This window comes from Sinimarinibacterium flocculans (assembly GCF_003201205.1).
Lineage (GTDB): Bacteria > Pseudomonadota > Gammaproteobacteria > Nevskiales > Nevskiaceae > Solimonas > Solimonas flocculans.
In genome coordinates this window covers 131,948-153,663 of record NZ_QICN01000005.1, presented here as the reverse complement: position 1 = coordinate 153,663, position 21,716 = coordinate 131,948, and the positions used below count along the sequence as shown (strand labels likewise).

Sequence of the window (21,716 nt, the reverse complement as noted above, 5' to 3'; positions counted from 1 at the left end):
TCCGATGTTGCGTCCCGTCGTGCGGATCGTGCTGGCCGCTGGCCTGCTCGGATCGTTGCCTCCGATTGCCAGTGCGGGCGACGACTGGCTGAGCCAGGCGGGCTTCCCCGGCGCGCTGCAGACTCCCTCCGCTTTCATGGCGCCCGAAGGCTCCCTGGGCTTCGGTATCTCGTCCTTCGATCCGTACGACACGCTCTATCTGAATCTGCAGCCCTTCGACTGGCTCAATTTCAACGCGCGTTACACGGAGATCACGGATGTACCTGCAACTCCGGGGACGGGCTTCAGGGACAAGGCCTTTGACGTTGCAGTGCGCCTTTTCGACGGCCGAGGGCCACTGCCGGCGCTTAGCGTAGGGCTGGTTGACCTGGGCGGGACGGGGCGGCTGTCCGGTGAATACGTCGTGCTGTCCGAGCGTGTATTCGATTTCTACGCGTCGGTGGGCCTTGGCTGGGGGCGCCTCGGAAGGGCGGGAGACTTCGAGAACCCGCTGACGGCCGTCAGCGACCGCTTTCGCAACCGGCCCGGCTTTGGCGGCGGGTTCGAGAACACCGGTAGCTTGAGCTACGACTCGTGGTTCAGGGGCGAAGACGTGGCGGTGTTCGGCAGCCTGGTCTGGAGGCCGAGATTCGTTCAAGGCCTGTCGATCCTGGCGGAAGTGGAAGGTAACGACTACAGCGATGAACCGGCAGGTAATGCGATTGAGCCGAGAACGCGCCTGAACTTCGGTATCGGCTACACGCTGTCGGACTACGCATCCCTGGGTGCTTCATACTTGCGTGGCGATACGTTCGCTTTCAAAGTGGGCATTCACCCGCTGATCGGCGTCAATAGGAAACCTCGCGGCAAGGCGTATCTGCCCGTACTCGATGAAACGGCACACCCCAATTATCGGCGCCGCCTGCCTGCGGATGAGGAGCAGCGGCTGGAGCAGTTGTACGACACGCTGCGCTACAGCGGGTTCTTCGTGCATGCGATGGACCTCACGCCCGATGGCGAGACGTTCACGATCTGGCAGAGCAACGCGATCACCGACGACCCGCTCTATGTCCTGCAGTTCGTGGGGCGCCATGCCGCCAACTTTCTGCCTGCGCGTGTGCGTACGATCACCATCGTCAGCATGGCCGGCGGCGCCGAGGCAGCACGGATTCGGGCGTCGCGCTGGCTGATCGAGGCCGAGGGCAGCGGCCTTGCGACGCCGGATGAGCTGGTGGCTCGCAGCGAGTTCACCGCGGGTCAAGGCTGGGCGCTGGACCGTGCACGTTATTCCGGACTGCTGAACTATCCGACCTTCGCTTACGGCGTGTCACCGGCCATCCGCTCGAACATCGGCGGCCCGGCGGAGTTCTTCGTCGGACAACTGTTGCTCAAGCCCTACGTGACCGTGCAGCTCACTCGAAGCTTCAGCCTCACGTCCACGGTGGGCGTCAGTCTGCTCAATGATCTGGACAACGTGACGATCCCCGGACGTACCGGCAGCTTGCCGCCCGTACGTAGCGACCTGGAACTCTACCAGTCCGGCAGTGGCGACATGTACCTGGAGGAGCTTGAGGCCAACTGGCTGTTCCCGCTGGGATCGCAGTGGTACGGCCGCATCTCGGCCGGCATCTTCGAGGAGATGTTCGGCGGAGTGGGCTCGGAAGTCCTGTATCGCCCCTACAACGGACGCTGGGCGCTGTCACTCAACGCCAACTACGTCAAGCAACGCGACTACGACCAGGGATTCGAGTTCCGCGACTACGAGGTCGCGACCGGACATCTGACGTTCTACTACCGCGCACCGATCGAGGGCATCGTCGTGCAGGCCAGCGTCGGGCGTTATCTGGCGCGCGATGTGGGCGTTACCCTGGATGTCGCGCGAGAGTTCCGGAACGGCGCGCGCTTCGGCGTCTTTGCCAGCAAGACGGATGCCTCGTCGGCGGAGTTCGGCGAAGGGTCGTTCGACAAGGGATTCTATGTGTACTTTCCTCTGTCTCAGATCAACAAGGGGCTGAAGGGCAACGGGCTGTCGCTCAACTATCGCTTCCTGTCACGCGACGGCGGGCAGAAGGTCGATGACGGTCGCTCGCTGTACTCGGTCTATGGGCATCACAGCGCCGGGGCGATCCATGAACGCTGAGCGATCGGTGGGCGTCCAGAGCCACGGGTCGCGGGCCTGGCTGCTCGCGGTAACGCTGGTGGGCATCTTGCTCTCGGGTTGCAACGCCCTGGTTGGCACGTCGGGGCTTGTCGATGCGGCGCGCGACGTGTTCTCGGATGACATCTCGCCCGAGATCCGCGAGCAGTTGCGGGGTCTGCGAGACATCCCGTACGCGCAGCTCTATGTGCGCTTCGCCGGTACCGAGGAAGCGGTGTTCCTGCTTGCCGAGCAGAAGCTGCCGGGAGGGCAGGACCTGTGGATCGGCAGCGGCGGCGTCAAGCTGGCGATGCAGGGGCCGCACGTACGGTTCACCGACGGCATGGTCATCGACATCATCGAGTCGGAATCCGTTCGTGACGGCGCGGTGTGGGCGTTTCTCCAGGGCGAAACCGACGAGATTCAGCCGTACGATCCATCGGTTGTCTGGATCAAGACCTCCGAATCGCGCGAGTGGATCGAGCAGCGCGCGGTGGCCGAACAGGTCCAGGAAGTCATCTACCAGGGCTTCGCGTACACCGGTCCGGCGATCAAGATCAGCGAGCGCGTGCAGGTGACCGGCCAGCGCGGCGAGTTCCGGCGCCTGTACTGGATCGAGCCACGGACGCGCTCCCTGCTGCGCATGAGCACGCAGATCGGTACCGACAGCCGGCCGATCGTCCTTGAGTGGGTGCGGACGCCGGACCGTCGCGACAGTCGCTAGTCCTCACGTCAGCCGCAGACCGCCGGGGCCTGCCGAGGTGGTGTCAGATCAGGCGCTCGTCCTCGAGCCGATGCCCGGGACGGTCCGGACGCAACGCAAGGCTGAGCCATCCGAGAACCACTACCGGCGCCCAGATGCCCAGCAATTCGACGACGACATGGCGCGTCGGGTTGCCGAAGCTGAGGTACTCGTAGGCATGGTTGCCCGCGTGCAGCAGCGAGAACAGCAGCGCCATCGTCACCAGCGGGAAGGCGTCCTGCCGCCGCAGCGCCGCCCAGAGCAACGCCGTGCCGACGGTCAGGTAGGCCGCGCCGACATCGACGACGAAGTGCGGATTGAACAGGCTGGCGCGCTCGGGGGTGATCAGGCAGAGATACCACTGCTCGCTGAACAGGATCATCAGCACGCCGTTGCCCAGCGACATGGCCGCCATGAACAGCAGCAGCGACCAGTGAAGCGGCCGATGGTCCTGCGCCCGATCGTCTCTGTCCGGCATGACCTGCTCCTCGCTGCGCCGGCGCTCAGCCTACTGCGATCCTTGCGGTTGCGATACGACCTGAGAGGTCATTGACGCACCGGCCAGACGCCTCAGAGCGTCGCCGCGAGTCGCGAGGCCTGATTGATGGCGCGTTTGGCATCGAGTTCGGCGGCGACGTCGGCGCCGCCGATCAGATGGACTTTGACGCCGGCTGCCTCCAGCGGCCCCTGCAGCTCGCGCAGCGGCTCCTGGCCGGTGCACAGGACGATGGTATCGGCCTCGATCAGCGTCGGTTTCTCGCGCTTCTCGCCAAAGGTGACGAACAGGCCACGCTCGTCGATCGACTCGTAGTTGACGCCGCCGATCATCTCGACCTGCTTCATCTTCAGCTGCGCGCGATGAATCCAGCCGGTGGTCTTGCCCAGGCGCTTGCCGAGGCTTTCCGCCTTGCGCTGGAGCAGCGTGACCTTGCGCGCCGGCGGTGCGACCTCCGGTCGGGTCAGGCCGCCGCGCGAGCGCTGCGGATCGTCGACGCCCCACTCGCGGTTCCAGGCATCGAGATCCAGCGTCGGCGAATGGTCCTCGTGGACGAGGTACTCGGCGATGTCGAAGCCGATGCCGCCGGCGCCGATCACCGCCACGCGTTGCCCGACCGGCTTCTTGTGCAGGAGTACGTCGATGTAGCTGAGCACGCGCCCGGCCTTCTGCTGCGCGTTCTGGCCCGGGATCTTCGGATCGCGCGGGATCGCGCCGGTGGCCAGCAGTACCTCGTCGTAGCCTCCTGCCTTCAGGCGCGTCGCATCGACGTAGGTGTTCAGGTGCAGACCCACGCCGGTGAGTTCGAGCTTTCGGCGGAAGTAGCGCAGGGTTTCGTGGAACTCTTCCTTGCCCGGGATGCGCTTGGCCATGTTGAACTGACCGCCGATGTCGGCTGCCGCGTCGAACAGGTCGACGGCATGGCCGCGTTCGGCAAGCACCGTCGCTGCCGCCAGACCCGCCGGGCCGGCACCGACGACGGCGATGCGCTTGGCCTTCGCGGTCGGCGTGTAGTTCAGCTCGGTCTCGTGGCAGGCGCGCGGGTTGACCAGGCAGCTCGCGGTCTTGGCCTTGAAGGTGTGGTCGAGGCAGGCCTGATTGCAGGCGATGCAGGTGTTGATCTCGTCGGCACGCTGCTCGCGCGCCTTCTTCACGAAGTCGGCGTCGGCCAGCAGCGGTCGCGCCATCGACACCATGTCGGCCTGGCCGCTGGCGAGAATCTGTTCGGCCACCGCCGGATCGTTGATGCGGTTGGTCGTGCACACCGGAACGCGCACGTGATCCTTGAGCTTGTGCGTGACCCAGGCGAAGGCGGCGCGCGGCACCGAGGTGGCGATCGTCGGGATGCGCGCCTCGTGCCAGCCGATGCCGCTGTTGATGATCGTCGCGCCGGCCTTCTCGATCGCGATGGCGAGCTGCACCGTTTCGTCCCAGGTCTGGCCGTTGGGAATCAGGTCGAGAATCGACAGGCGGTAGACGATGATGAAGTCCGGTCCGACCGCTTCGCGCACGCGCGAGACGATCTCCACCGGCAGGCGCATGCGCTTTTCGAAGCTGCCGCCCCAGGCATCCGTGCGCTTGTTGACGTGCTCGACGAGGAACTGGTTGATGAAGTAGCCCTCGGAGCCCATCACCTCGACACCGTCGTAGCCGGCCTCGCGGGCGAGTGCTGCGCAACGTGCGAACGCGCGGATCTGGCGCTCGACGCCGCGGCTGGACAGTTCGCGCGGCGCGAACGGCGTGATCGGTGACTTCGTGCGCGAGGCCGAGACGGAAATGGGCGTGTAGCCGTAGCGCCCGGCATGCAGGATCTGCAGGGCGATCTTGCCGCCTTCGGCATGCACGGCATCGGTGATCTGCCGGTGTGCGCGCGCCTCGCCGTGCGTCGTCAGCTTCGATGCGAACGGGAACAGCCAGCCCTCGATGTTGGGGGCGAAGCCGCCGGTGACCATCAGGCCGACCTCGCCGCGTGCACGCTCGGCGAAATAGGCCGCGAGCCGGGGAAAGTTCTTCTGGCGATCCTCGAGACCGGTATGCATCGAGCCCATCAGCACGCGGTTGCGCAGCGTGGTGAAGCCGAGGTCGAGCGGTTGCAGCAGCTGCGAGTAGGGATGACGGCTGGTCAAGGGAGGCCCCTTTTCTGGACTGGCATCGGAAAGCGACGATGGTAACGCCCACGGCGGCGCGGGCCTTGGCAGTAACGCGGATTTTCGCCGGCTGCAGGGTCAGCCGTTGGCGTCGGGTGGCGTGCTCACAGAATCGGCGAGTCGATATCGAGCGGGTCCTTGTTGCGTCGCTCGGGCGCCGGTGTCGGCGCCGGCTCGGCCGCCGGCTCCGGCGGCACGGCGGGCACGCCCGTCATCCAGACGAGCATGTCGTAGTAGGTGCGCACGTTGCCGACGTAGGTCCGCGCCTCGTGGCCACGCGCGTAGCCGTACTTGGTCTTGCTGTGCCACTTGCTCTGCGTCAGCAGCAGCAGGCGTTCGCGTACGTCGAGCCAGCGCTTCGGATCGCCGCCCTGCTGCGCGGTGAGATCCTGGACGTCGAGCAGGTGGCCGTAGCCGATGTTGTAGGCGACCAGGGCCAGCCAGGTCCGGTCCGGTTCGGTGATGTCCGGCGGCAGCTTGTCCAGCAGCAGGCGGATGTAGCGGGAGCCGCCCATGATGCTCTGCGCCGGATCCTCACGGTTGGCAACTTCCATGCGCTTCGCCGTGGCGGTGGTCAGCTGCATGATGCCGCGCACACCCGTCGGACTGACGGCGGCGGGGTCCCAGTGCGACTCCTGGTAGCCGATCGCGGCGAGCAGGCGCCAGTCCAGCCCGGTGACCTCCGCAGCCTGCTCGAACAGCTTCCGGTACTTGGGCAGCCGGGTCTCGACGTGGGTAGCCAGGGTCAGCGCCCCGTAGGTGTCGACCTGTTCGACGTGCCCGAAGTAGCGGTCGCGCAGGCGCGAGAGCTCGGTTTCGCCGAGCTCCTCGAAGTAGTCCTCGGCGGCGCGCAGCAGGCTGCGGTCCCGCTGCGCCGAGAACGCCCAGGCCAGTGCCTGCGAGTCCGCGATCGGGAACGCCGTACGCAGGTCGGGGTAGTAGCGGCGGTTGATCGCGATCAGGTCGGAGTTGGCGATGGTGTAGTCGAGTTCCCCGTTGGCCACGGCCAGCAGCAGTTCCTCGGCTTCCACATCGGGAGCTTCCTCCCAGCGCAGCTCCGGGTACTGCTCGACACGCAGTGCCCGCAGGTGCTCGGCATGGACGCCGCCGGCGACGACCCGCAGCGTGCCGTCGAGCGCATCCAGGCTCTCCGGTTCGCGCGCGCCCTTGCGGTACACCAGCATCGGCACGACCGTCTGCAGGGGGCGCGCGAAGCGCAGCGCGCGCGCGCGCATCCGGGTCACGCCGATGCCGGCAGCAGCCAGGTGGACCCGGCCATCGCGGGTCATCTGCGCAGCCTCGGGGGGGTTCGAGGCCAGGGTCACCTCGAGCCTGACGCCAAGCGTCTGCGCGAAGCCGAGGGCGAGGTCGTACTCGAATCCCGCCGGTTCGCCGTTCGCATCGATGTAGTAGGTCGTCGGACTGTTGACGGTGGCCATCCTGAGCACGCCCAGCGACCGGACCTCTTCGAGCAGGCTCTGGCGCGGCGAGCAGGTCACCGCGAGCCCGACGAGGGCCAGCGCGCACAGCATCACCGCGAGCCGCCAGAGGCCGCCCGTGGAGAATCGCCGGGTGATAGGTTTTGTGTTCAGGTTCATTTAGAATACGCGGCCTGCTCGACGCGGCCGGACCGTGCAGCCCTTCCAAGGGTGCCCGCTCAGACCGCACGCTAGCACACCGGGTTTCCCGGACCCGCAAGCGAAAACAGGACCGGCGGTAGACTAGACCGCCCGCCAGGTCCGATGAGCACCCCGTCACGGAGAGGTGGCAGAGTGGTCGAATGTACCTGACTCGAAATCAGGCGTACGTGCAAGCGTACCGTGGGTTCGAATCCCACCCTCTCCGCCACACAAATACAAAAGCCCCTTGAATGGGGCTTTTGTATTTGTGTGAAGTGGAAGGCGAGGGTGGGATTGCGCGGCCCATCCTTGGGCCGCGCCTGCGGCTTCGCTGCGCTCACGTCAAGGCGTTCCCGACGCCTTGACCGAAGGGCAGGGCATGGATGGCCTGCTCCGGCGAGCGCGTCGAGGCCAGGATGGCCGAGCCGACGCGAGGTTCCCACCCTCGGCGAGACGTCGCGAGAAATCCCCTTGAACGGGGCTTTTCGTTTGCCCTCCATTCCACGTGCCGCACGCTGCCTACTGAAAACTCCCCACTGCTCGCGCCATCATCGGCATCGTCGCCGCCAACAGGACCATGATCAGCAGCCCGGCGTGCACGGACATCCGGGTTTTCCGCCAGTCCGCCTCGGCGGGAACACCGCGCCAGCGATTCAGGCGCACGGCCTGAGCGACCGAGATCGCAAACCCGACGGCGAACAATGTCAGCGCTGCGTGGAAAGCGCCGTTCTTCAAGTAGAACGCCAGCCCCTTGCCGCCATGCGCGAGCGGAACGCGCAGCAGACCGGTCGCCAGTACGGCGATGGCGGACGCACCGAAGATGCGATCGACACGCACCAGCAGGCGCACGGTGTCGGCGTCCGGCCGCAGCTTGAGCAGATACAGTTCGCTCATCAGGGTGCCGGCCATCATGATCACGGCGACGTAGTGCAGCCAGGGGAGCAGGACAGCAGTGAGCATGGCGCGACTCGATTCGGGGATTACCGCACTCTAAGCGAAGTCGCGCAACAAAAAGCCCCCGCACTCGGCGGGGGCCTGGGTACGACACTCGTCGACTACTGACAGGCCTCGCAGTCCGGATCGAGGATCGAGCACACCTTGGCGCTGCCGACGTCGGTCGCGGCCGCCGGCGCGGCGACGGCCGGGGCGGGCTTGGCAGTCACACTGCCGTTGCTGCCGCCGACCGCGTTCAGGCGGTTGTCGCTGATCGTCGTCTTCTCGGCGTGCGTCGCGCCCATCGTGCGCAGGTAGTACGTGGTCTTCAGTCCCGAGACCCAGGCGTGCTTGTACAACTCGTCGAGCTTCTTGCCGCTGGGCTCGCGCATGTACAGGTTCAGCGACTGCGCCTGGTCGATCCACTTCTGGCGGCGGCTGGCGGCATCGACCAGGCGCTTGGCGTCGATCTCGAAGGCGCACTTGTAGATGTCCTTGAGTTCGGGCGGGATGCGGTCGATGTTCTGCACGCTGCCGTCGAAGTACTTGAGGTCGTGTGCCATGACCTCGTCCCAGAGACCGAGCTTCTTGAGGTCGTTGACCAGGTACTCGTTGACCACCGTGAACTCGCCCGAGAGGTTCGATTTCACGTAGAGGTTCTGGTAGGTCGGCTCGATTGACTGCGACACGCCGGTGATGTTGGCGATGGTCGCGGTCGGGGCGATGGCCATGCAGTTGGAGTTGCGCATGCCCACGGTCTGGACGCGCTCGCGCAGCGTGTCCCAGTCGAAGTTGCCGGAGACGCTGGTGTCCTGCTGGATGTAGCCGCCGCGCTGCTCGGCGAGGATGCGGATCGAGTCGACCGGCAGGATGCCCTGGCTCCACAGCGAGCCCTCGAAGCTCGAGTAGCGCCCACGCTCGGCCGCCAGATCCGTGCTGGCCTTGATCGCGTAGTAGCTGATCGCTTCCATCGACACGTCGGCGAACCTGATCGCCTTGTCCGACTCGTAGGGCAGGCGCAGCTTGTACAGCGCGTCGTTGAAGCCCATCACGCCGAGGCCGACCGGCCGGTGGCGCAGGTTGGAATTGCGCGCCGTGGCCACCGAGTAGTAGTTGTACTCGATGACGTTGTCGAGCATACGCATCGCCGTGCTGATGGTCTTCTCGAGCTTGACCGTATCGAGCTTGCCATCCTCGGTCACGTGCGCCGGCAGGTTCACCGAGCCGAGATTGCAGACCGCGATCTCCTGGTTGGCCTTGGTGTTGAGCGTGATCTCGGTGCACAGGTTGGAGCTGTGCACGACGCCGACGTGCTGCTGCGGCGAGCGCAGGTTGCACGGGTCCTTGAACGTGACCCAGGGATGCCCGGTCTCGAACAGCATCGAGAGCATCTTGCGCCAGAGGTTGAGCGCCGGCATCCGCTTGAAGTTCTTGATCCGGCCTTCATCCGCGAGCTTCTCGTAGGCGACGTAGCGCTGCTCGAAGGCCTCGCCGACCAGATCGTGCAGGTCCGGGGTTTCCTCGGGCGAGAACAGCGTCCACTGGCCTTCTTCCATCACGCGCTTCATGAACAGGTCCGGCACCCAGTTGGCCGTGTTCATGTCGTGCGTGCGGCGGCGGTCGTCGCCGGTGTTCTTGCGCAGCTCGAGGAATTCCTCGATGTCGCGATGCCAGGTCTCCAGGTAGCCGCAGACCGCGCCCTTGCGCTTGCCGCCCTGGTTGACCGCCACCGCGGTATCGTTGGCCACCTTCATGAACGGCACGACGCCATTGGACTTGCCGTTGGTGCCCTTGATGTAGCCACCCATGCCGCGCACCGGCGTCCAGTCGTTGCCGAGGCCGCCGGCAAACTTCGACAGCATCGCGTTGTCGTGGATCGCACCGAAGATGCCGTGCAGGTCGTCCGGCACCTGGGTGAGATAGCAGCTCGACAGCTGCGGACGCAGCGTGCCGGAGTTGAACAGCGTCGGCGTGCTCGACATGAAGTCGAAGCTCGACAGCAGCTGGTAGAACTCGATCGCCTTGGCCTCGCGGTCGATCTCGTTGATCGCCAGACCCATCGCCACGCGCATGAAGAACGCCTGCGGCAGTTCGAAGCGCGTCTTGTTGCTGTGGATGAAATAGCGGTCGTACAACGTCTGCAGGCCGAGGTAGTCGAACTTGCCGTCGCGTTCTGCCAGCAGCGCCTTGCCGAGGCTGTCCAGATCGTAGAGCGCGAGCTTGGGGTCGAGCAGCTCCAGCGACACGGCCTTGTGGATGTACTCGCGGAAGTAGTCGGCGTACAGGCCCTTCATCTCCTCGAACGTCGGGCGCGTTTCGCTCATGCCGAGGAACTTCAGCGCCTCGTGGCGCAGCGCGTCGAGCAGCAGGCGCGCGGAGACGTAGGTGTAGTTCGGCTCCTTCTCGATGCGCGCGCGCGCGGCCAGCGTCAGCGCCTGCGCCAGCTCGGCTTCGGGCATGCCGTCGTACAGATCGCGCAGCGCGGCGCTGACGACCTCGTCGACGTTGACGCCCGCCAGCCCGTCGCAGGCCTCGGTGACGACGCGGCGCATGCGCGCCTCGTCGAGCGGCACGACCGACCCGTCGTCGCGGGTGATCGACAGCGACGGCCGCTCGGCGGCCGGCTGGGCGGCGGCCTCCGCCGCACGCTTGCGCTGCTGCTCGTCGCGGTAGAGCACATAGGCGCGCGCGACCTTGTGCTCGCCGGCGCGCATCAGCGCCAGCTCGACCTGGTCCTGGATGTCCTCGATGTGCAGGGTGCCGCCGCCGCTGATGTGGCGCGTGAGGCCTTGGACCACCTGCTGGGTCAGGGCTTCGACCTTCTGGCGCATCGCCGCCGACACGGCCGCGGCCGCGCCCTCGACGGCCAGAAAGGCCTTGGTCATCGCAATCTGGATCTTGGACGCGTCGAACGCCGTCACCTTGCCGTTGCGACGGATCACCTTCACCGCGCCGGGCGCGGTGGCGGCCAGCTCGGCAGTGCCGGCGGCAGGGATCGTCGGGGTCGGCCGGCGGGATTCGGACGGAGCAACCGTGGTATCGGTCTGCATGGAATTGAGCTCCCCGTGATAAAGCAAAAACGCTGGCAGAAAATCGTGGAGCCACGACGCCCGAATCGGGCCCCGCAGCTCGTTGAGTAACCATATCTTGTGGTTCGCGAGCCCGTCAACCGCAAACTGTTGTGTCCAAAACGGTGCGATTGCGGTGCGCATCCTGTGGATAAATGGCGCCCCGGAGCGCGGTATCCCGTCAATCCAAGGACTTGGGCGCGCCGATGCGGGACGACGCCGGCGGCGGGGGGAGCGGATGCGGTCGATGCCGCTTGCGCGGGCAACCGCGATCCCGACAATGGAGGCCCCCTCGCGCTGCTGCCGCTGATGCCCTCGATCCACCCGGTCCGTTCCCTTGCGTCGCCCGGCGCGTGCGCGCTGCGCTTGCTTCGTGCCTGCCGGAGCCGCCGGTGCTGAAGCGATGGTTCGGTGCCGAGCGGCAGGCGGCGCGCACGCGCAAGCAGCTCGATGCCGCGATCGAGCGGCTGCAGTCCGCCGACGCCGCGCAGCGGCTGCCGGCGCTGGCGGCACTGGTGCGCTGGCTGCGTCCGCGGCGTCTGCGTGACACGGCTGTCGCCCGCGAGCGCCTGCAGGTGCTGGTCGAATGCGTGCGCAGCGACGCCGCGGCCCGCGCCGCGATCCGCAATGCCCTGCTGTGGCTGGTCACCGACACCCAGCCGCTGCGCCTGCTCAGCGACTCCGGCATCCTCAGCGGGCAGGGTTTCGTCGGAGGCCTGTGGCGGCGCTTCGTCCATGGCCTGCTGCCCGACGAACTCGACCCCGCGCAGCTGCGCGACGCCGTGAACCTGCTGTTCGCGCGTCGCGATGACTACGTCTGGGTCGAGGCGATCGCCGACGCCGACTGGGTCGGCTTTCTCGACGCGCTGGATCTCGGCGCTGCCGGGCGCGAGCATGGCCGCCGCCTGCCGTTCCAGATTCTCGAGGCGCTGCAGGTGGTCTCCTACCGCATCGCCGCGCTCGGCCTCGAGCCCGAGCTGGTGCGCAACCATCCCGCCATCGAGCGTTACGAGTCGCCGTTCCTGACCCAGAACGTCGAGATGCGCCAGTTCATCGACGAGCACCAGACGGCCATCGCCGACAAACGCGATCCGGCCCTCGACGACAAGCACCTGCTGGTGCTGCTCGGTCAATGCGAGCAGATCATCGGCAAGGTGCGCAAGCAGGCGGCGCAGACCGGAGCCAGCGTCAGCCTCACCGTGCTGCTGGCGCGCCTCAACCAGAACATCGGCCGGCTGAAGCTGCTGCTGCAACTGCTGGAACGACGCCCGGTGCACGAACTCAACGAGCTGCGCGTGCGCTTCTTCAAGCAGGTCGTGCGCGCCGAGAACACGCGGCACAGCGTCAGCGAGCTGTGGCAGCAGAATGTCGAGCTGCTGGCGACCCGCATCACCGACAACGCCAGCAAGACCGGCGAGCACTACGTGACGACGACGCGCGCCGAGTACTGGGGCATGCTGCGCTCGGCCGCAGGGGCGGGCTGCATCGTGCCGGCGATGGCGATGATCAAGGTGGCGCTCTCGGCCGAGTCGCACTCGCCATTGGCCGGTGCCGTGCTGTACAGCCTCAACTACGGCCTGGGCTTCGTCCTGATCTACCTGCTGCACTTCACCATCGCCACCAAGCAGCCGGCGATGACCGCGTCATATCTCGCCTCGACGCTGTCGGCCGCACAGAACCGCAAGGAACGTATCGCCATCGGCGCCGATCTGGTCGTGCGCACCTTGCGCAGCCAGTTCATCGCCATCATCGGCAACGTGCTGCCGGCCTTCCTGCTGCCGGTGGCGATCGCCTACGCGATCCTGCTCAACACGGGGCGGCACTATCTCGAGCCGGAGACGGCGCGTTACCTGCTGGTCGAGCAGCACCCGCTGCAAAGCCTGGCGTGGCTGCATGCCGGCGTGGCGGGCGTGTGCCTGTTCCTCGCCGGCCTGATCTCGGGCTATTTCGACAACAAGGCGGTCTACAACCGCATCCCGCAGCGCATGCTGCAGCTGCGCTGGCTGCGGCGCCTGCTCGGCCAAGCGCGCGCCGAGCGTTTCGCGGTCTACGTCGAGAACAATCTCGGCGCGCTGGCCGGCAATTTCTTCTTCGGCTGCATGCTCGGCAGCGCCGGGACGATCGGCTTCATCCTCGGCCTGCCGCTGGATATCCGCCACATCACCTTCTCGACCTCGTACTTCGGTTACGCGATGGTGGCGCTGGACTGGCAGCTCGCACGGTCGATGGTCGCGATGGTGGCGATCGGAGTGGCCGGCATCGGCGTGATCAACCTGCTGGTCAGCTTCAGCCTCGCCCTGTTCGTGGCGCTGCGCGCGCAGCGCGTACCGGTCAGCGACCGCCGCGAGCTGATGCTGGAAGTCGCCCGGCGGGCGCTGCGGCGTCCGCAGGACCTGATGTGGCCGCCGCGTGACCCGGCGCCCGAGGAAGAGGAGAAGAGCGAATCGGCGGACGAGGCTGCCGGGGGAAAGACGCCGGCCGCGGGATGACGGTCAGTCGCGGACGCGCGTGGACGCCGCGTCGAAGATCTTCTCGGCGTTGGCGGCGAGAAAGTTGCGGAAGATCAGCGGCCGGCCGTCCTGTGTCCACAGCGGATGGCCGTCGACATCTACCGCCTGGTTGCGCTCGATGATCTCGACGAACTGCTTTTCGGTGGGCGCGCTGCCGGTCGAGCCGTCGGCTTCCAGCACCGGGGTCTGCATCGTTGCGGCCATAGTCGCAGTCTGGCGCAGCCTGGTTCCGGCGGCGCCCTGGATCTGCGGTAGCATGCGGAAGCCGGCGGCGCGCATCGCCGACGCCATCGCCTCGATGTCCTCGAAGCCGGCGGCACGGACGTCGATGGTGACGTGATTGAAGTCGGGGCCGAGCGCCAGCGCGCTCGCAGCCTCGCCGGACACCTGTGCCACGGCGGCGAGGGTGCTGCGCCGCAGCGGCGCGCCGCTGCGCGCCATCAGCCGTTCGACGAAGTGTTCGACGAAGGCTTCGGCGTCACCTGAGTCCAGGCTGCCGGCCTGCTCGAAGCGCTCGATCAGGCGCACGAAGGGGCCGTGATCCGCCGCGCGTGACTGTTCCGCACAGTCGTCGCGTATCAGTGCGGCGACTTCCTCGGGAAATGCGGGCAGGTCCACCTGCGAGACGAAGATCTTGAACTGCGTCGCGTCCTCGCCGATGACCTGCAGGTCGCAGGACACCAGCTTCTTGGCCGGGAAGCGGTAGTCCAGTTCGCGGCGCAGGCCGAGCACCTGGGCGGCGCGCAGGAACAGCGCGGTCACCGCCGGGTCGGCGGTGCGGATCGCGCCATGGTCGTTGCGAAAGCGGCCGCCGTTGTCGGCGACCAGCTTCTGCAGCGCAACGAAGTCCGGCACATTGCGCGCGAACTTCGCCGTCGCACGTTCGACGAACAGCGCGCGCAGGGTTCCGGCAGTCAGCGGGCTGGCCATCGCGACGACCGCTCAGCCTGCCCGCAGGGCGTCGACCACCGGCAGCCGCGCGGCGCGCACCGCCGGAAACAGGCCGCCGATCAGCCCCATGACCAGCGCCCAGACGATGCCCTGGCGGATCAGTTCGGGTGTCACCTGGAACGCGAAGGCGACCTGGCTGAAGGTCTGGAAGTTCAGCGTGTTGACGGTAAAGCCGTTGAAGAACAGATAGGCACCCAGGGCGCCGACGAGGCCGCCGGCCAGCGCCAGCAGCAGCGATTCGATCATCACGGAGATCACCACCGGCAGGCCGCCGAAGCCCAGCGCGCGCAGGGTCGCGATCTCCACGGTGCGGGTGGCGACGGCCGCGTACATGACGTTGAGCGCGCCGAAGACTGCGCCGATGCCCATGATCACGGCCACCGTATAACCGAGGATGCGGATCAGCATGTGCAGCTGCTCGGAGCGCGAGGCGTAGTAGTCAGTCTGGCGCTGCGGGTTGACGACCAGGCGCGGGTCGGTGGTCAGCGCATCCTTGAAGGTCTGGAAGGCGTCGGCGCTTTCGAGCTGCAGCGTCACCGAGTTGAAGGCGCTGCGGCGCGAGGCGGTTTCGAGTGCGCCGGCGTCGACCCACAGTTCGGATTCGTGCACGTCGCCGCCGGTTTCGAAGATGCCGACGATGTTCCACGCGCCGTCGCGCACGTCGACCGTGCCGCCGAGCTGCAGCGTCTCGAACTGTCGCGCGACGCCGGTGCCGATGATCACCTCGCGCACGCCGGACTCGAACATGCGGCCTTCGACGATGCCGAATTCGGGTCGCACGCGGGCGACATCGGATTGCGTGCCGCGGACGACGACGTTGTTCGGCGAGGTCGAGTCCGGCTTGGCCACGTCGGTCAGCAGGTAGAACTCGGCGACCATCACCGGCTTGCCGTCGGCATCGCGGGCGACACCCGGTGCGTCGCCGATGATCTGCGACTGTTCGCGCGTGATCACGCTCGACAGCTCGTCCACCGAGCCGCCACGCAGGACGATGGTGCGTTCCTCGGTGCCGGTGCCGCCGAGGGTTGCCGCGAAGCCGGCGCCCATCGACAGCAGGGCGACGAGCACGCCGACGACGCCGGCGATGCCGATCACGATCACCAGGGAAGTGCCGAGTCGCGACGGGATCGAGCGCACGTTGAGCGCAGTCACCGCGCCGATCTGGTTCAGGGTATTGGCCATCACCGTCTCCTCAGTGTGCCGCCAGCGCGTCGACGATCTTCAGGCGCATCGCCCGCAGGGCCGGCGGCAGGCCGACGATCAGCGCCAGCAGGACGGCGATGCCGAGTGCACCGGCGAAGGCTTCCGGCTTGAGGGCCAGCCCGGAGAATCCGGGCAGCTTCGCGGCAATCCCCGGCAGGAGCAGCCCGGCGAGGCCGATGCCGACCAGTGCCGCCAGCACGCACAGGGCCAGCGACTCGGCCAGCACGAGGCCGAGCACGCCGACGTCCGAGTAGCCGAGTGTCTTGAGCACGGCGAGTTCGGGAATGCGTTCGCGCACCGACTGCATCATCGTGTTGCCGGTCAGGAACAGCAGGGTGAAGAACACCGCGCCGATGATCGACGACATGATCAGGCCGATGTCGCCCATCTGCTTGACGAAGGACTGGTTGAACGCGCGCTCGGTCTCCGTACGGGTCTCGTTCGGCGAGTTGGCGAACAGGTCGTCCACCGCCTCGACGATCTCCTCGTTGCGATCCGGATCTTCTGTCTTGATCACGATCCAGCCGATCGTGCCCTTGCCGAACTGGCGGGCCTCGTCGAAGTACTCGTGGTGGAACAGCAGCATCTCGTACATCGAGCGCTCTTTCGGGTTCTTCGTGTCGAAGATGCCGACCAAGTCGAACTCCCAGTTGTTCGAGCCGTCCGCCAGCGGCCAGATGCCGGCGATGATCGGGATGCGGTCGCCGACCTTGAAGCCGTAGCGGTCGGCCAGCGTCTTGGCGACGATCGCGCCCGTCCGCGTGTTGAGCATCGCCTGCTTCTGCTCCTCCGGCAGCACGATCTCCGGATACATCTCGAGATAGGGCTCGATCTGCGTCGGGAACTGCGGGAAGAAGTTGCTCTCCTTCTGATAGTAGCCGCCGAACCACGACTGCCCGGCAACGCTGGCGACGCCGGGCACGCTGCGGACCTGCTGCAGGTGACCGAAGGGCAGCACCTGCGTCAGCGAGTAGCGTCCGGTCGTGATCAGGCGGTCGGCGCCGGCGATCTCGACGCCGGCGTTGAACGCGGCGTTGACGGCCGACAGCAGGGCGTACAGCAGGAAGGCGACGACGATCGACAGCATCGTGAAGATCGTCCGCGGCTTGCGCCGCCAGAGGGCGGCCCAGATCAGAGGGAGGTACTTCATCACGGCGCTCCCGTGGAGCCATCCCTGGCGCTGCGTCCTGCCCGGACATCCATGTCCGGGCGTTCGCTGGGATGAACGTCCACTGGACGTTCATCTTGTTCCAGCTCACCCGCTTCCACCAGGCGGCCCTTGTCGAGATGCAGCGTATGCGTCGCGAACTCGGCGGCCTTGGGATCGTGCGTGACCATGATGATGGTCTTGCCGTGTTCGCGGTTGAGGATCTGCAGCAGCCCGAGAATCTCGTCCGCGGTCTTGCGGTCGAGGTCGCCGGTGGGCTCGTCGCAGACCAGCAGTGTCGGGTCGGCGACGATGGCGCGGGCGATCGCGACGCGCTGTGCCTGTCCGCCGGACAGCTCGCCGGGCTTGTGCTTGGCCCGTTCGGCAAGGCCGACGACCCCGAGTGCGATGCGCACGCGCTTCATCCGCTCCGCGGCCGACAGCGAGGTCAGCAGCAGCGGCAGCTCGACGTTGCGTTCGGCCGAGAGCACCGGCAGCAGGTTGTAGAACTGGAACACGAAGCCGACGTGGTTGGCTCGCCACTTCGTCAACTGCGAGGACGACATCTGGTCCAGACGTGCGTCGCCGACGCGCAGTTCGCCGCCGCTGGGCGTATCGAGCCCGCCGATCAGGTTCAGCAGTGTCGTCTTGCCGGAGCCGGACGGTCCCATCAGGGCAAGGAAATCGCCGCTGGCGATATCGAGGTCCAGGCTCTGCAGGACCTCGACGCTCTGCTTGCCGCGGGTATAGCTCTTGGTGACGCCCTTGAGGCTGACGATGGCTTCAGTCATCTGGACACTCGCTTGCCCGCTGTGGCGGGCGGTTGTGAAGGCGGTTTTCGCACAGGGTGGGGACGGGCATGGCAGGCGCTCGCTGGTGGCCTCACGGCTCGATGGACACCGCCATGCCGTCGCTGAAGCCGGCCTGATCGCCGACGGCGAGTACGTCGCCGGCAGCGAGGCCGCTGGCCACGCGCACGCCGCTGGCCGTCTTGCCGGCCACGCGCACGGCGCGGCGTTCGAGCGTGTCGTCGCGCACGACGAAGACCACGCCCGTGTCGCCATTGACCTGGATCGCGTCGGCATCGACCAGTACGCCGGCGGGGCGCTGCTCGGCGGCCTGCGCCGGCTCGGACTCGCGGAACGCCACGCGCACGCCCATCTCGGGCAGGATGCGCGGGTCCTTCTGCAGGAAGCCGACGCGCACAGTGACGGTCGCCTTCGAGCGATCGGCCGTCGGGATCACGGCAACGACCTCGGCCGGAATCTCCCAGTCGGGATACGCATTGAGCCGTGCCGCGACCGGCTGGCCCGGCTGCACGCGGTTGATGAAGTTCTCGTTGACGTCGACCTCGATCTCCAGCGACTCCATGTCGACCAGCGTGCCGATGCCGGTACGCGTGCCGTCGCCGCCGGCCGACAGCGGCGAGATCATTTCGCCCGGCTGCGCGTTCTTCACGGTGATGACGCCCGCGAACGGCGCGCGCACGACGGTGTCCTCGAGGTTGCGTTGCTGGACCAGTACGCCGCGCTCGGCGACGACCACCTGCGACTCGGTGCTTGCCAGCCGCGCTTCGAGCGCGTCGACCTCGGCCTGGGCGGTATCGAGCGCGGCCTCGCTGACCAGTTTCCGCTCGGCGAGACTCCGACTGCGCTGCAGCTGGCGCCTCGCTTCGGCGAGCTGCACGCGCACTTCGGCGAGCTGCGCTCGTGCCGCGGCGAGCTGCGACTCGGCCAGTGCGAGCTGGGCGCGCGCGTTGATGTCGTCGATGCGGGCGAGGACCTGTCCGTCCTCGACGCGCATGCCTTCCTCGACCAGCACTTCGACGACCTTGCCGGTGAGCTTGGACGATACCGTGGCCTGTCGGCGCGCAACCACGTAGCCGGACGCGTCGAGTACCGACGCGGCCGCCGCCGCACCGGTCGGGGCGCTGCGCACGGTGGTGGTCCGGATGGTCGGTGCGCCATCGCGCAGGAACAGCAACCAGACGATTGCCGCGATCAGCAGCAGGCCGAGGCCCGCGAGCAGCCAGCGAGCGCCGCCCGGGCGTGCGGACTGGCGCGCCGTCTTGTCGATCTTCAACTGCCCCAACAGATTCGACGTGTCGTTCATGTGACGCGAGGCGCCTCCCCGGCCTCAAGGCGGGCGCAGTGTGCCGGCTTTTCCGGGACGCTGCCACAGAGGGATTTCCCGGGGCAGTGTCGGAAAGATCGCAGAGCGCGGCGCCGGCTGTGCGAACATGCGCATCGCCTGCCGACAGTTGCCTATCATCGGCACGCTTCCCGCCCATTCGTCCAACACGGAATAGCAGACACGCATGAGCCGCACACAGACGCCGCCGTCCGCACTCGGGTCCTGCCTGATCGTCGGCGCCGGTCCCGGGATCGGCCAGTCGGTGGCCGAAGCCTTCGCCCAGGAGGGCTACGACCTGGCACTGCTCGCGCGCCAGCCGCAGCGGCTGGCCGGGCTCTGCGGCGAGCTGAGCAAGAAGAGCGGACGCCGCATCTTCAGCTACGCCGCCGACGCCGCGGCGCAGGAATCGCTGTTGCAGGGTGTGGCCGCCGCGCGCGCCGATCTCGGCGATCCCGAGGTGCTCGTCTACAACGTCGCCCAGCACGCGCCGGGACGACCGATGAACGTGCCGCTCGACGAGCTGATCGCGAATTTCCGCACCAACGTCGTCGGTGCGCTGATCGCCGCGCGCGCCGTCGCTCCGGCGATGATCGCGCGCGGCCGCGGCAGCATCCTGTTCACCGGCGGCGGCTTCGCGACCGCGCCGGCAGCCGACTACTCGTCGCTGTCGATGGACAAGGCGGCGCTACGCTCGCTGACCTTCACGCTCGCCCAGGAGCTCGGCGCGCACGGCGTGCACGTGGCGACGGTGACCGTGCACGGCTTCGTGCAGACCGGTACGCAGTACGATCCGCAGCGCATCGCCCGCGCGTTCGTGCAGCTCCACCACCAGCCCAAGGGACATTTCGAGACGGAGGTGGTCTGCAAGTAGTTTCCAGTCGATCGTTTCCAGTTTCCAGAGATGAAGACGCCGCTGTGACTGGAAACCGGAAACCGGAAACCGGAAACTGCGCGGCGTGACTGCCTTCCCGCTCAAGCGCAACGTCGCCGCCCTTCGCGCCGGGCGCTTCGACGTCCTCGTCATCGGCGGCGGCATCTACGGCGCCTGGACCGCCTACGATGCGGCCAGCCGCGGCCTGTCGGTGGCGCTGGTCGAGAAGCGCGACTGGGGCGCAGGGACGTCCTCGGCATCGAGCAAGCTGATCCACGGCGGGCTGCGCTATCTGGAGCACTACGAGTTCGGCCTCGTACGCCATGCGCTCAAGGAACGGCGCACCCTGTATCGCATCGCGCCGCATCTGGTGCGCCCGCTGAATTTCGTGCTGCCGATGTGGAAGGGGCCGCGGGCAAGTCCGCTGATGGTGTCTGCCGGCCTGCACCTCTATGACCTGCTGGCGATCGGCGATCAGCCGGTGCCGCGACACAAGTTCCACCGTCCGCGCGATCTGCTGGCGCGCTATCCCTTCGTCGATCCGGAGCGGCTGCTCGGCGGATTCCGCTACGGCGACTGCCAGGAGGACGATGCGCGCATGACCCTGGTGGTGACGGCCGCGGCGCAGTCGTTCGGTGCGGTCTGCGCCAACCGCGTTCGTGCCGAGAACCTGATCGAGGAGCAGGGCAGGGTCTGCGGTGCGCACCTGGTCGACGAGCGCAGCGGCGAACGCTTCGCGCTGCGGGCCGGCGTCGTCGTCAACGCCGCGGGCCCGTGGGCGCGCGATCTGCTCGGCGCGGATGCGCCGGCCATCAAGCTGGTCAAGGGCACGCACCTGATCCTGCCGGCGATCCCCGGCTGCAACGAGGCCTTCCTGCTGACCGCCGCCGACGGTCGCGTGTTCTTCGTGATTCCGTGGTACGCCCGCACCCTGGTCGGCACCACCGAGTCCACCGTGCAGCACCCGTCCGAGGCGGTGCCGACGATCGAGGAGACCCGCTACCTGCTCGACGGCGTGCGCCGCGGCCTGCCGGGAATCGGCTGGACCGAAGCGGACGTCATCGGTGCGTTCTCCGGTGTGCGCATGCTCCAGGCCCAGGACAGCGCGTCGCTGGCCGCGGTCTCGCGCGAATTCGAGGTGCGCAGCCCGCGCCCCGGACTGGTGATGCACGTCGGCGGCAAGTACACGACCTCGCGCAGCGACAGCATCGAGATCGTCGATGCGGTGTTCCGGGCGCTCGACCGCAAGCCGCCGCCGGCGGTCACCCATCGCCATCCCTTGCCCGGTGCGCCCGAGGGGCCGTTCGAACACTGGCAGGCACAGGCGATCGCGCGTCTCGCGGCGGCCGGCGTCGACCTCGATGCCGCACGCTGGCTCACCCTGCGTCACGGTACGGGGATCGACGCGATGCTCGACCTGATCGCCGAACGCTCCGCGCTCGCCGGGCGCATCGACGAGCAGGCGCCGTTCATCCTCGCCGAAGCCGTACACGCCATCCGCAACGAGATGGCGTTCGAGGTCGACGACCTCGCGCGACGACGCACGCCACTGTCGCTGCTGGTGCATGACGACGCCTGGCAGCCGCGCCTGCAGGCACTGATCGAAAGCGAAACTGCCGCGGGCTGAACGCCGGCAGCGTGTTGCGCTGCCGCATTCCGACGAGCGGTGCAATCTGGCGGAAATATCCGACTCCCGACACGTCTCGGCCCAGACATACTGGGCGGGTCCATCGCGCTGACCGTGGCCGCGTGCCGCGGACAGACAGAACCAATAAAGGAA

General features: G+C 67.3%; 14 protein-coding genes, 1 tRNA gene and 1 pseudogene. 6 read left to right on the top strand and 10 right to left on the bottom strand.

Going from position 1 to position 21,716, the window contains the following annotated elements:
• Positions 1–4 precede the first annotated feature (4 nt).
• Together C8D93_RS11050 and C8D93_RS11045 are read left to right on the top strand one after the other, a co-directional pair.
• Positions 5–2,119, top strand: coding sequence for a YjbH domain-containing protein (locus C8D93_RS11050; RefSeq protein ID WP_110265256.1), 2,115 nt, complete (start codon positions 5–7; stop codon positions 2,117–2,119).
• Positions 2,109–2,840: a YjbF family lipoprotein gene (locus C8D93_RS11045; protein ID WP_170123996.1), complete on the top strand. Its 732-nt coding sequence runs from the start codon at positions 2,109–2,111 to the stop codon at positions 2,838–2,840. Before C8D93_RS11050 ends, C8D93_RS11045 begins: the two co-directional genes overlap by 11 nt.
• 43 nt (positions 2,841–2,883) lie before the next feature.
• Here the strand turns inward: C8D93_RS11045 and C8D93_RS11040 are convergent, their stop codons facing one another.
• The 3 genes from C8D93_RS11040 to mltF form a co-directional block, all read right to left on the bottom strand.
• A complete protein-coding gene (locus C8D93_RS11040) occupies positions 2,884–3,336 on the bottom strand; it encodes a hypothetical protein (RefSeq protein WP_110265254.1) in 453 nt (150 codons plus the stop codon).
• 92 nt (positions 3,337–3,428) lie between these two features.
• The gene (locus tag C8D93_RS11035) at positions 3,429–5,480 is read right to left on the bottom strand and encodes an NADPH-dependent 2,4-dienoyl-CoA reductase (protein WP_170123995.1); all 2,052 of its coding nucleotides are present in this window, start codon (positions 5,478–5,480) and stop codon (positions 3,429–3,431) included.
• A gap of 125 nt (positions 5,481–5,605) precedes the next feature.
• Entirely contained in the window at positions 5,606–7,099 is a 1,494-nt protein-coding gene (mltF, locus tag C8D93_RS11030; protein ID WP_110265253.1) for a membrane-bound lytic murein transglycosylase MltF, read from the bottom strand.
• A gap of 160 nt (positions 7,100–7,259) precedes the next feature.
• Here mltF and C8D93_RS11025 point away from each other — a divergent pair.
• Positions 7,260–7,349, top strand: a tRNA-Ser gene (locus C8D93_RS11025).
• Positions 7,350–7,639: 290 nt separating this feature from the next.
• Here the strand turns inward: C8D93_RS11025 and C8D93_RS11020 are convergent.
• Both C8D93_RS11020 and C8D93_RS11015 read right to left on the bottom strand, forming a co-directional pair.
• Positions 7,640–8,080 (bottom strand): DUF2214 family protein, encoded by a 441-nt coding sequence (locus tag C8D93_RS11020; protein ID WP_110265252.1) that lies wholly within the window; start codon positions 8,078–8,080, stop codon positions 7,640–7,642.
• 95 nt (positions 8,081–8,175) lie between these two features.
• Positions 8,176–11,103 carry a ribonucleoside-diphosphate reductase subunit alpha gene (locus tag C8D93_RS11015; protein ID WP_110265251.1) on the bottom strand — a complete coding sequence of 976 codons (2,928 nt, stop codon included), beginning with the start codon at positions 11,101–11,103 and terminating at the stop codon, positions 8,176–8,178.
• A gap of 410 nt (positions 11,104–11,513) precedes the next feature.
• On the opposite strand from C8D93_RS11015, the gene C8D93_RS11010 reads away from it, so the two are divergent.
• A complete protein-coding gene (locus C8D93_RS11010; protein WP_245903885.1) occupies positions 11,514–13,610 on the top strand; it encodes a site-specific recombinase in 2,097 nt (698 codons plus the stop codon).
• 3 nt (positions 13,611–13,613) lie between these two features.
• Here C8D93_RS11010 and C8D93_RS11005 read toward each other — a convergent pair whose 3' ends face one another.
• The 5 genes and pseudogenes from C8D93_RS11005 to C8D93_RS10985 form a co-directional block, all read right to left on the bottom strand.
• Entirely contained in the window at positions 13,614–14,561 is a 948-nt protein-coding gene (locus C8D93_RS11005) for a 2-oxoadipate dioxygenase/decarboxylase family protein (RefSeq protein ID WP_110265249.1), read from the bottom strand.
• A 12-nt stretch (positions 14,562–14,573) separates the two neighbouring features.
• Positions 14,574–15,764: an ABC transporter permease gene (locus tag C8D93_RS11000; protein WP_110265248.1), complete on the bottom strand. Its 1,191-nt coding sequence runs from the start codon at positions 15,762–15,764 to the stop codon at positions 14,574–14,576.
• 10 nt (positions 15,765–15,774) lie between these two features.
• Positions 15,775–16,935 (bottom strand): ABC transporter permease, encoded by a 1,161-nt coding sequence (locus C8D93_RS10995; RefSeq protein WP_110265247.1) that lies wholly within the window; start codon positions 16,933–16,935, stop codon positions 15,775–15,777.
• Between the two features lie 110 nt (positions 16,936–17,045).
• Positions 17,046–17,723: pseudogene (locus C8D93_RS10990) on the bottom strand (ABC transporter ATP-binding protein); the annotation flags it as partial.
• A gap of 91 nt (positions 17,724–17,814) precedes the next feature.
• A complete protein-coding gene (locus C8D93_RS10985) occupies positions 17,815–19,044 on the bottom strand; it encodes an efflux RND transporter periplasmic adaptor subunit (protein WP_110265245.1) in 1,230 nt (409 codons plus the stop codon).
• Positions 19,045–19,249: 205 nt separating this feature from the next.
• Between C8D93_RS10985 and C8D93_RS10980 the strand changes: the two genes are divergently transcribed.
• Together C8D93_RS10980 and C8D93_RS10975 are read left to right on the top strand one after the other, a co-directional pair.
• Positions 19,250–19,936: an SDR family NAD(P)-dependent oxidoreductase gene (locus C8D93_RS10980; protein ID WP_110265244.1), complete on the top strand. Its 687-nt coding sequence runs from the start codon at positions 19,250–19,252 to the stop codon at positions 19,934–19,936.
• Between the two features lie 85 nt (positions 19,937–20,021).
• Entirely contained in the window at positions 20,022–21,563 is a 1,542-nt protein-coding gene (locus tag C8D93_RS10975; RefSeq protein ID WP_110265243.1) for a glycerol-3-phosphate dehydrogenase/oxidase, read from the top strand.
• Positions 21,564–21,716 lie beyond the last annotated feature (153 nt).

What these genes read in the sequence shown, in the direction of transcription:
- C8D93_RS11050 (WP_110265256.1), top strand. Translation starts at nt 5, where the DNA reads ATGTTGCGTCCCGTCGTGCGGATCGTGCTGGCCGCTGGCCTGCTCGGA.
- C8D93_RS11045 (WP_170123996.1), top strand. Translation starts at nt 2,109, where the DNA reads ATGAACGCTGAGCGATCGGTGGGCGTCCAGAGCCACGGGTCGCGGGCC.
- C8D93_RS11040 (WP_110265254.1), bottom strand. Translation starts at nt 3,336, where the DNA reads ATGCCGGACAGAGACGATCGGGCGCAGGACCATCGGCCGCTTCACTGG.
- mltF (WP_110265253.1), bottom strand. Translation starts at nt 7,099, where the DNA reads ATGAACCTGAACACAAAACCTATCACCCGGCGATTCTCCACGGGCGGC.
- C8D93_RS11020 (WP_110265252.1), bottom strand. Translation starts at nt 8,080, where the DNA reads ATGCTCACTGCTGTCCTGCTCCCCTGGCTGCACTACGTCGCCGTGATC.
- C8D93_RS11015 (WP_110265251.1), bottom strand. Translation starts at nt 11,103, where the DNA reads ATGCAGACCGATACCACGGTTGCTCCGTCCGAATCCCGCCGGCCGACC.
- C8D93_RS11005 (WP_110265249.1), bottom strand. Translation starts at nt 14,561, where the DNA reads ATGGCCAGCCCGCTGACTGCCGGAACCCTGCGCGCGCTGTTCGTCGAA.
- C8D93_RS11000 (WP_110265248.1), bottom strand. Translation starts at nt 15,764, where the DNA reads ATGGCCAATACCCTGAACCAGATCGGCGCGGTGACTGCGCTCAACGTG.
- C8D93_RS10995 (WP_110265247.1), bottom strand. Translation starts at nt 16,935, where the DNA reads ATGAAGTACCTCCCTCTGATCTGGGCCGCCCTCTGGCGGCGCAAGCCG.
- C8D93_RS10985 (WP_110265245.1), bottom strand. Translation starts at nt 19,044, where the DNA reads ATGAACGACACGTCGAATCTGTTGGGGCAGTTGAAGATCGACAAGACG.
- C8D93_RS10980 (WP_110265244.1), top strand. Translation starts at nt 19,250, where the DNA reads ATGAGCCGCACACAGACGCCGCCGTCCGCACTCGGGTCCTGCCTGATC.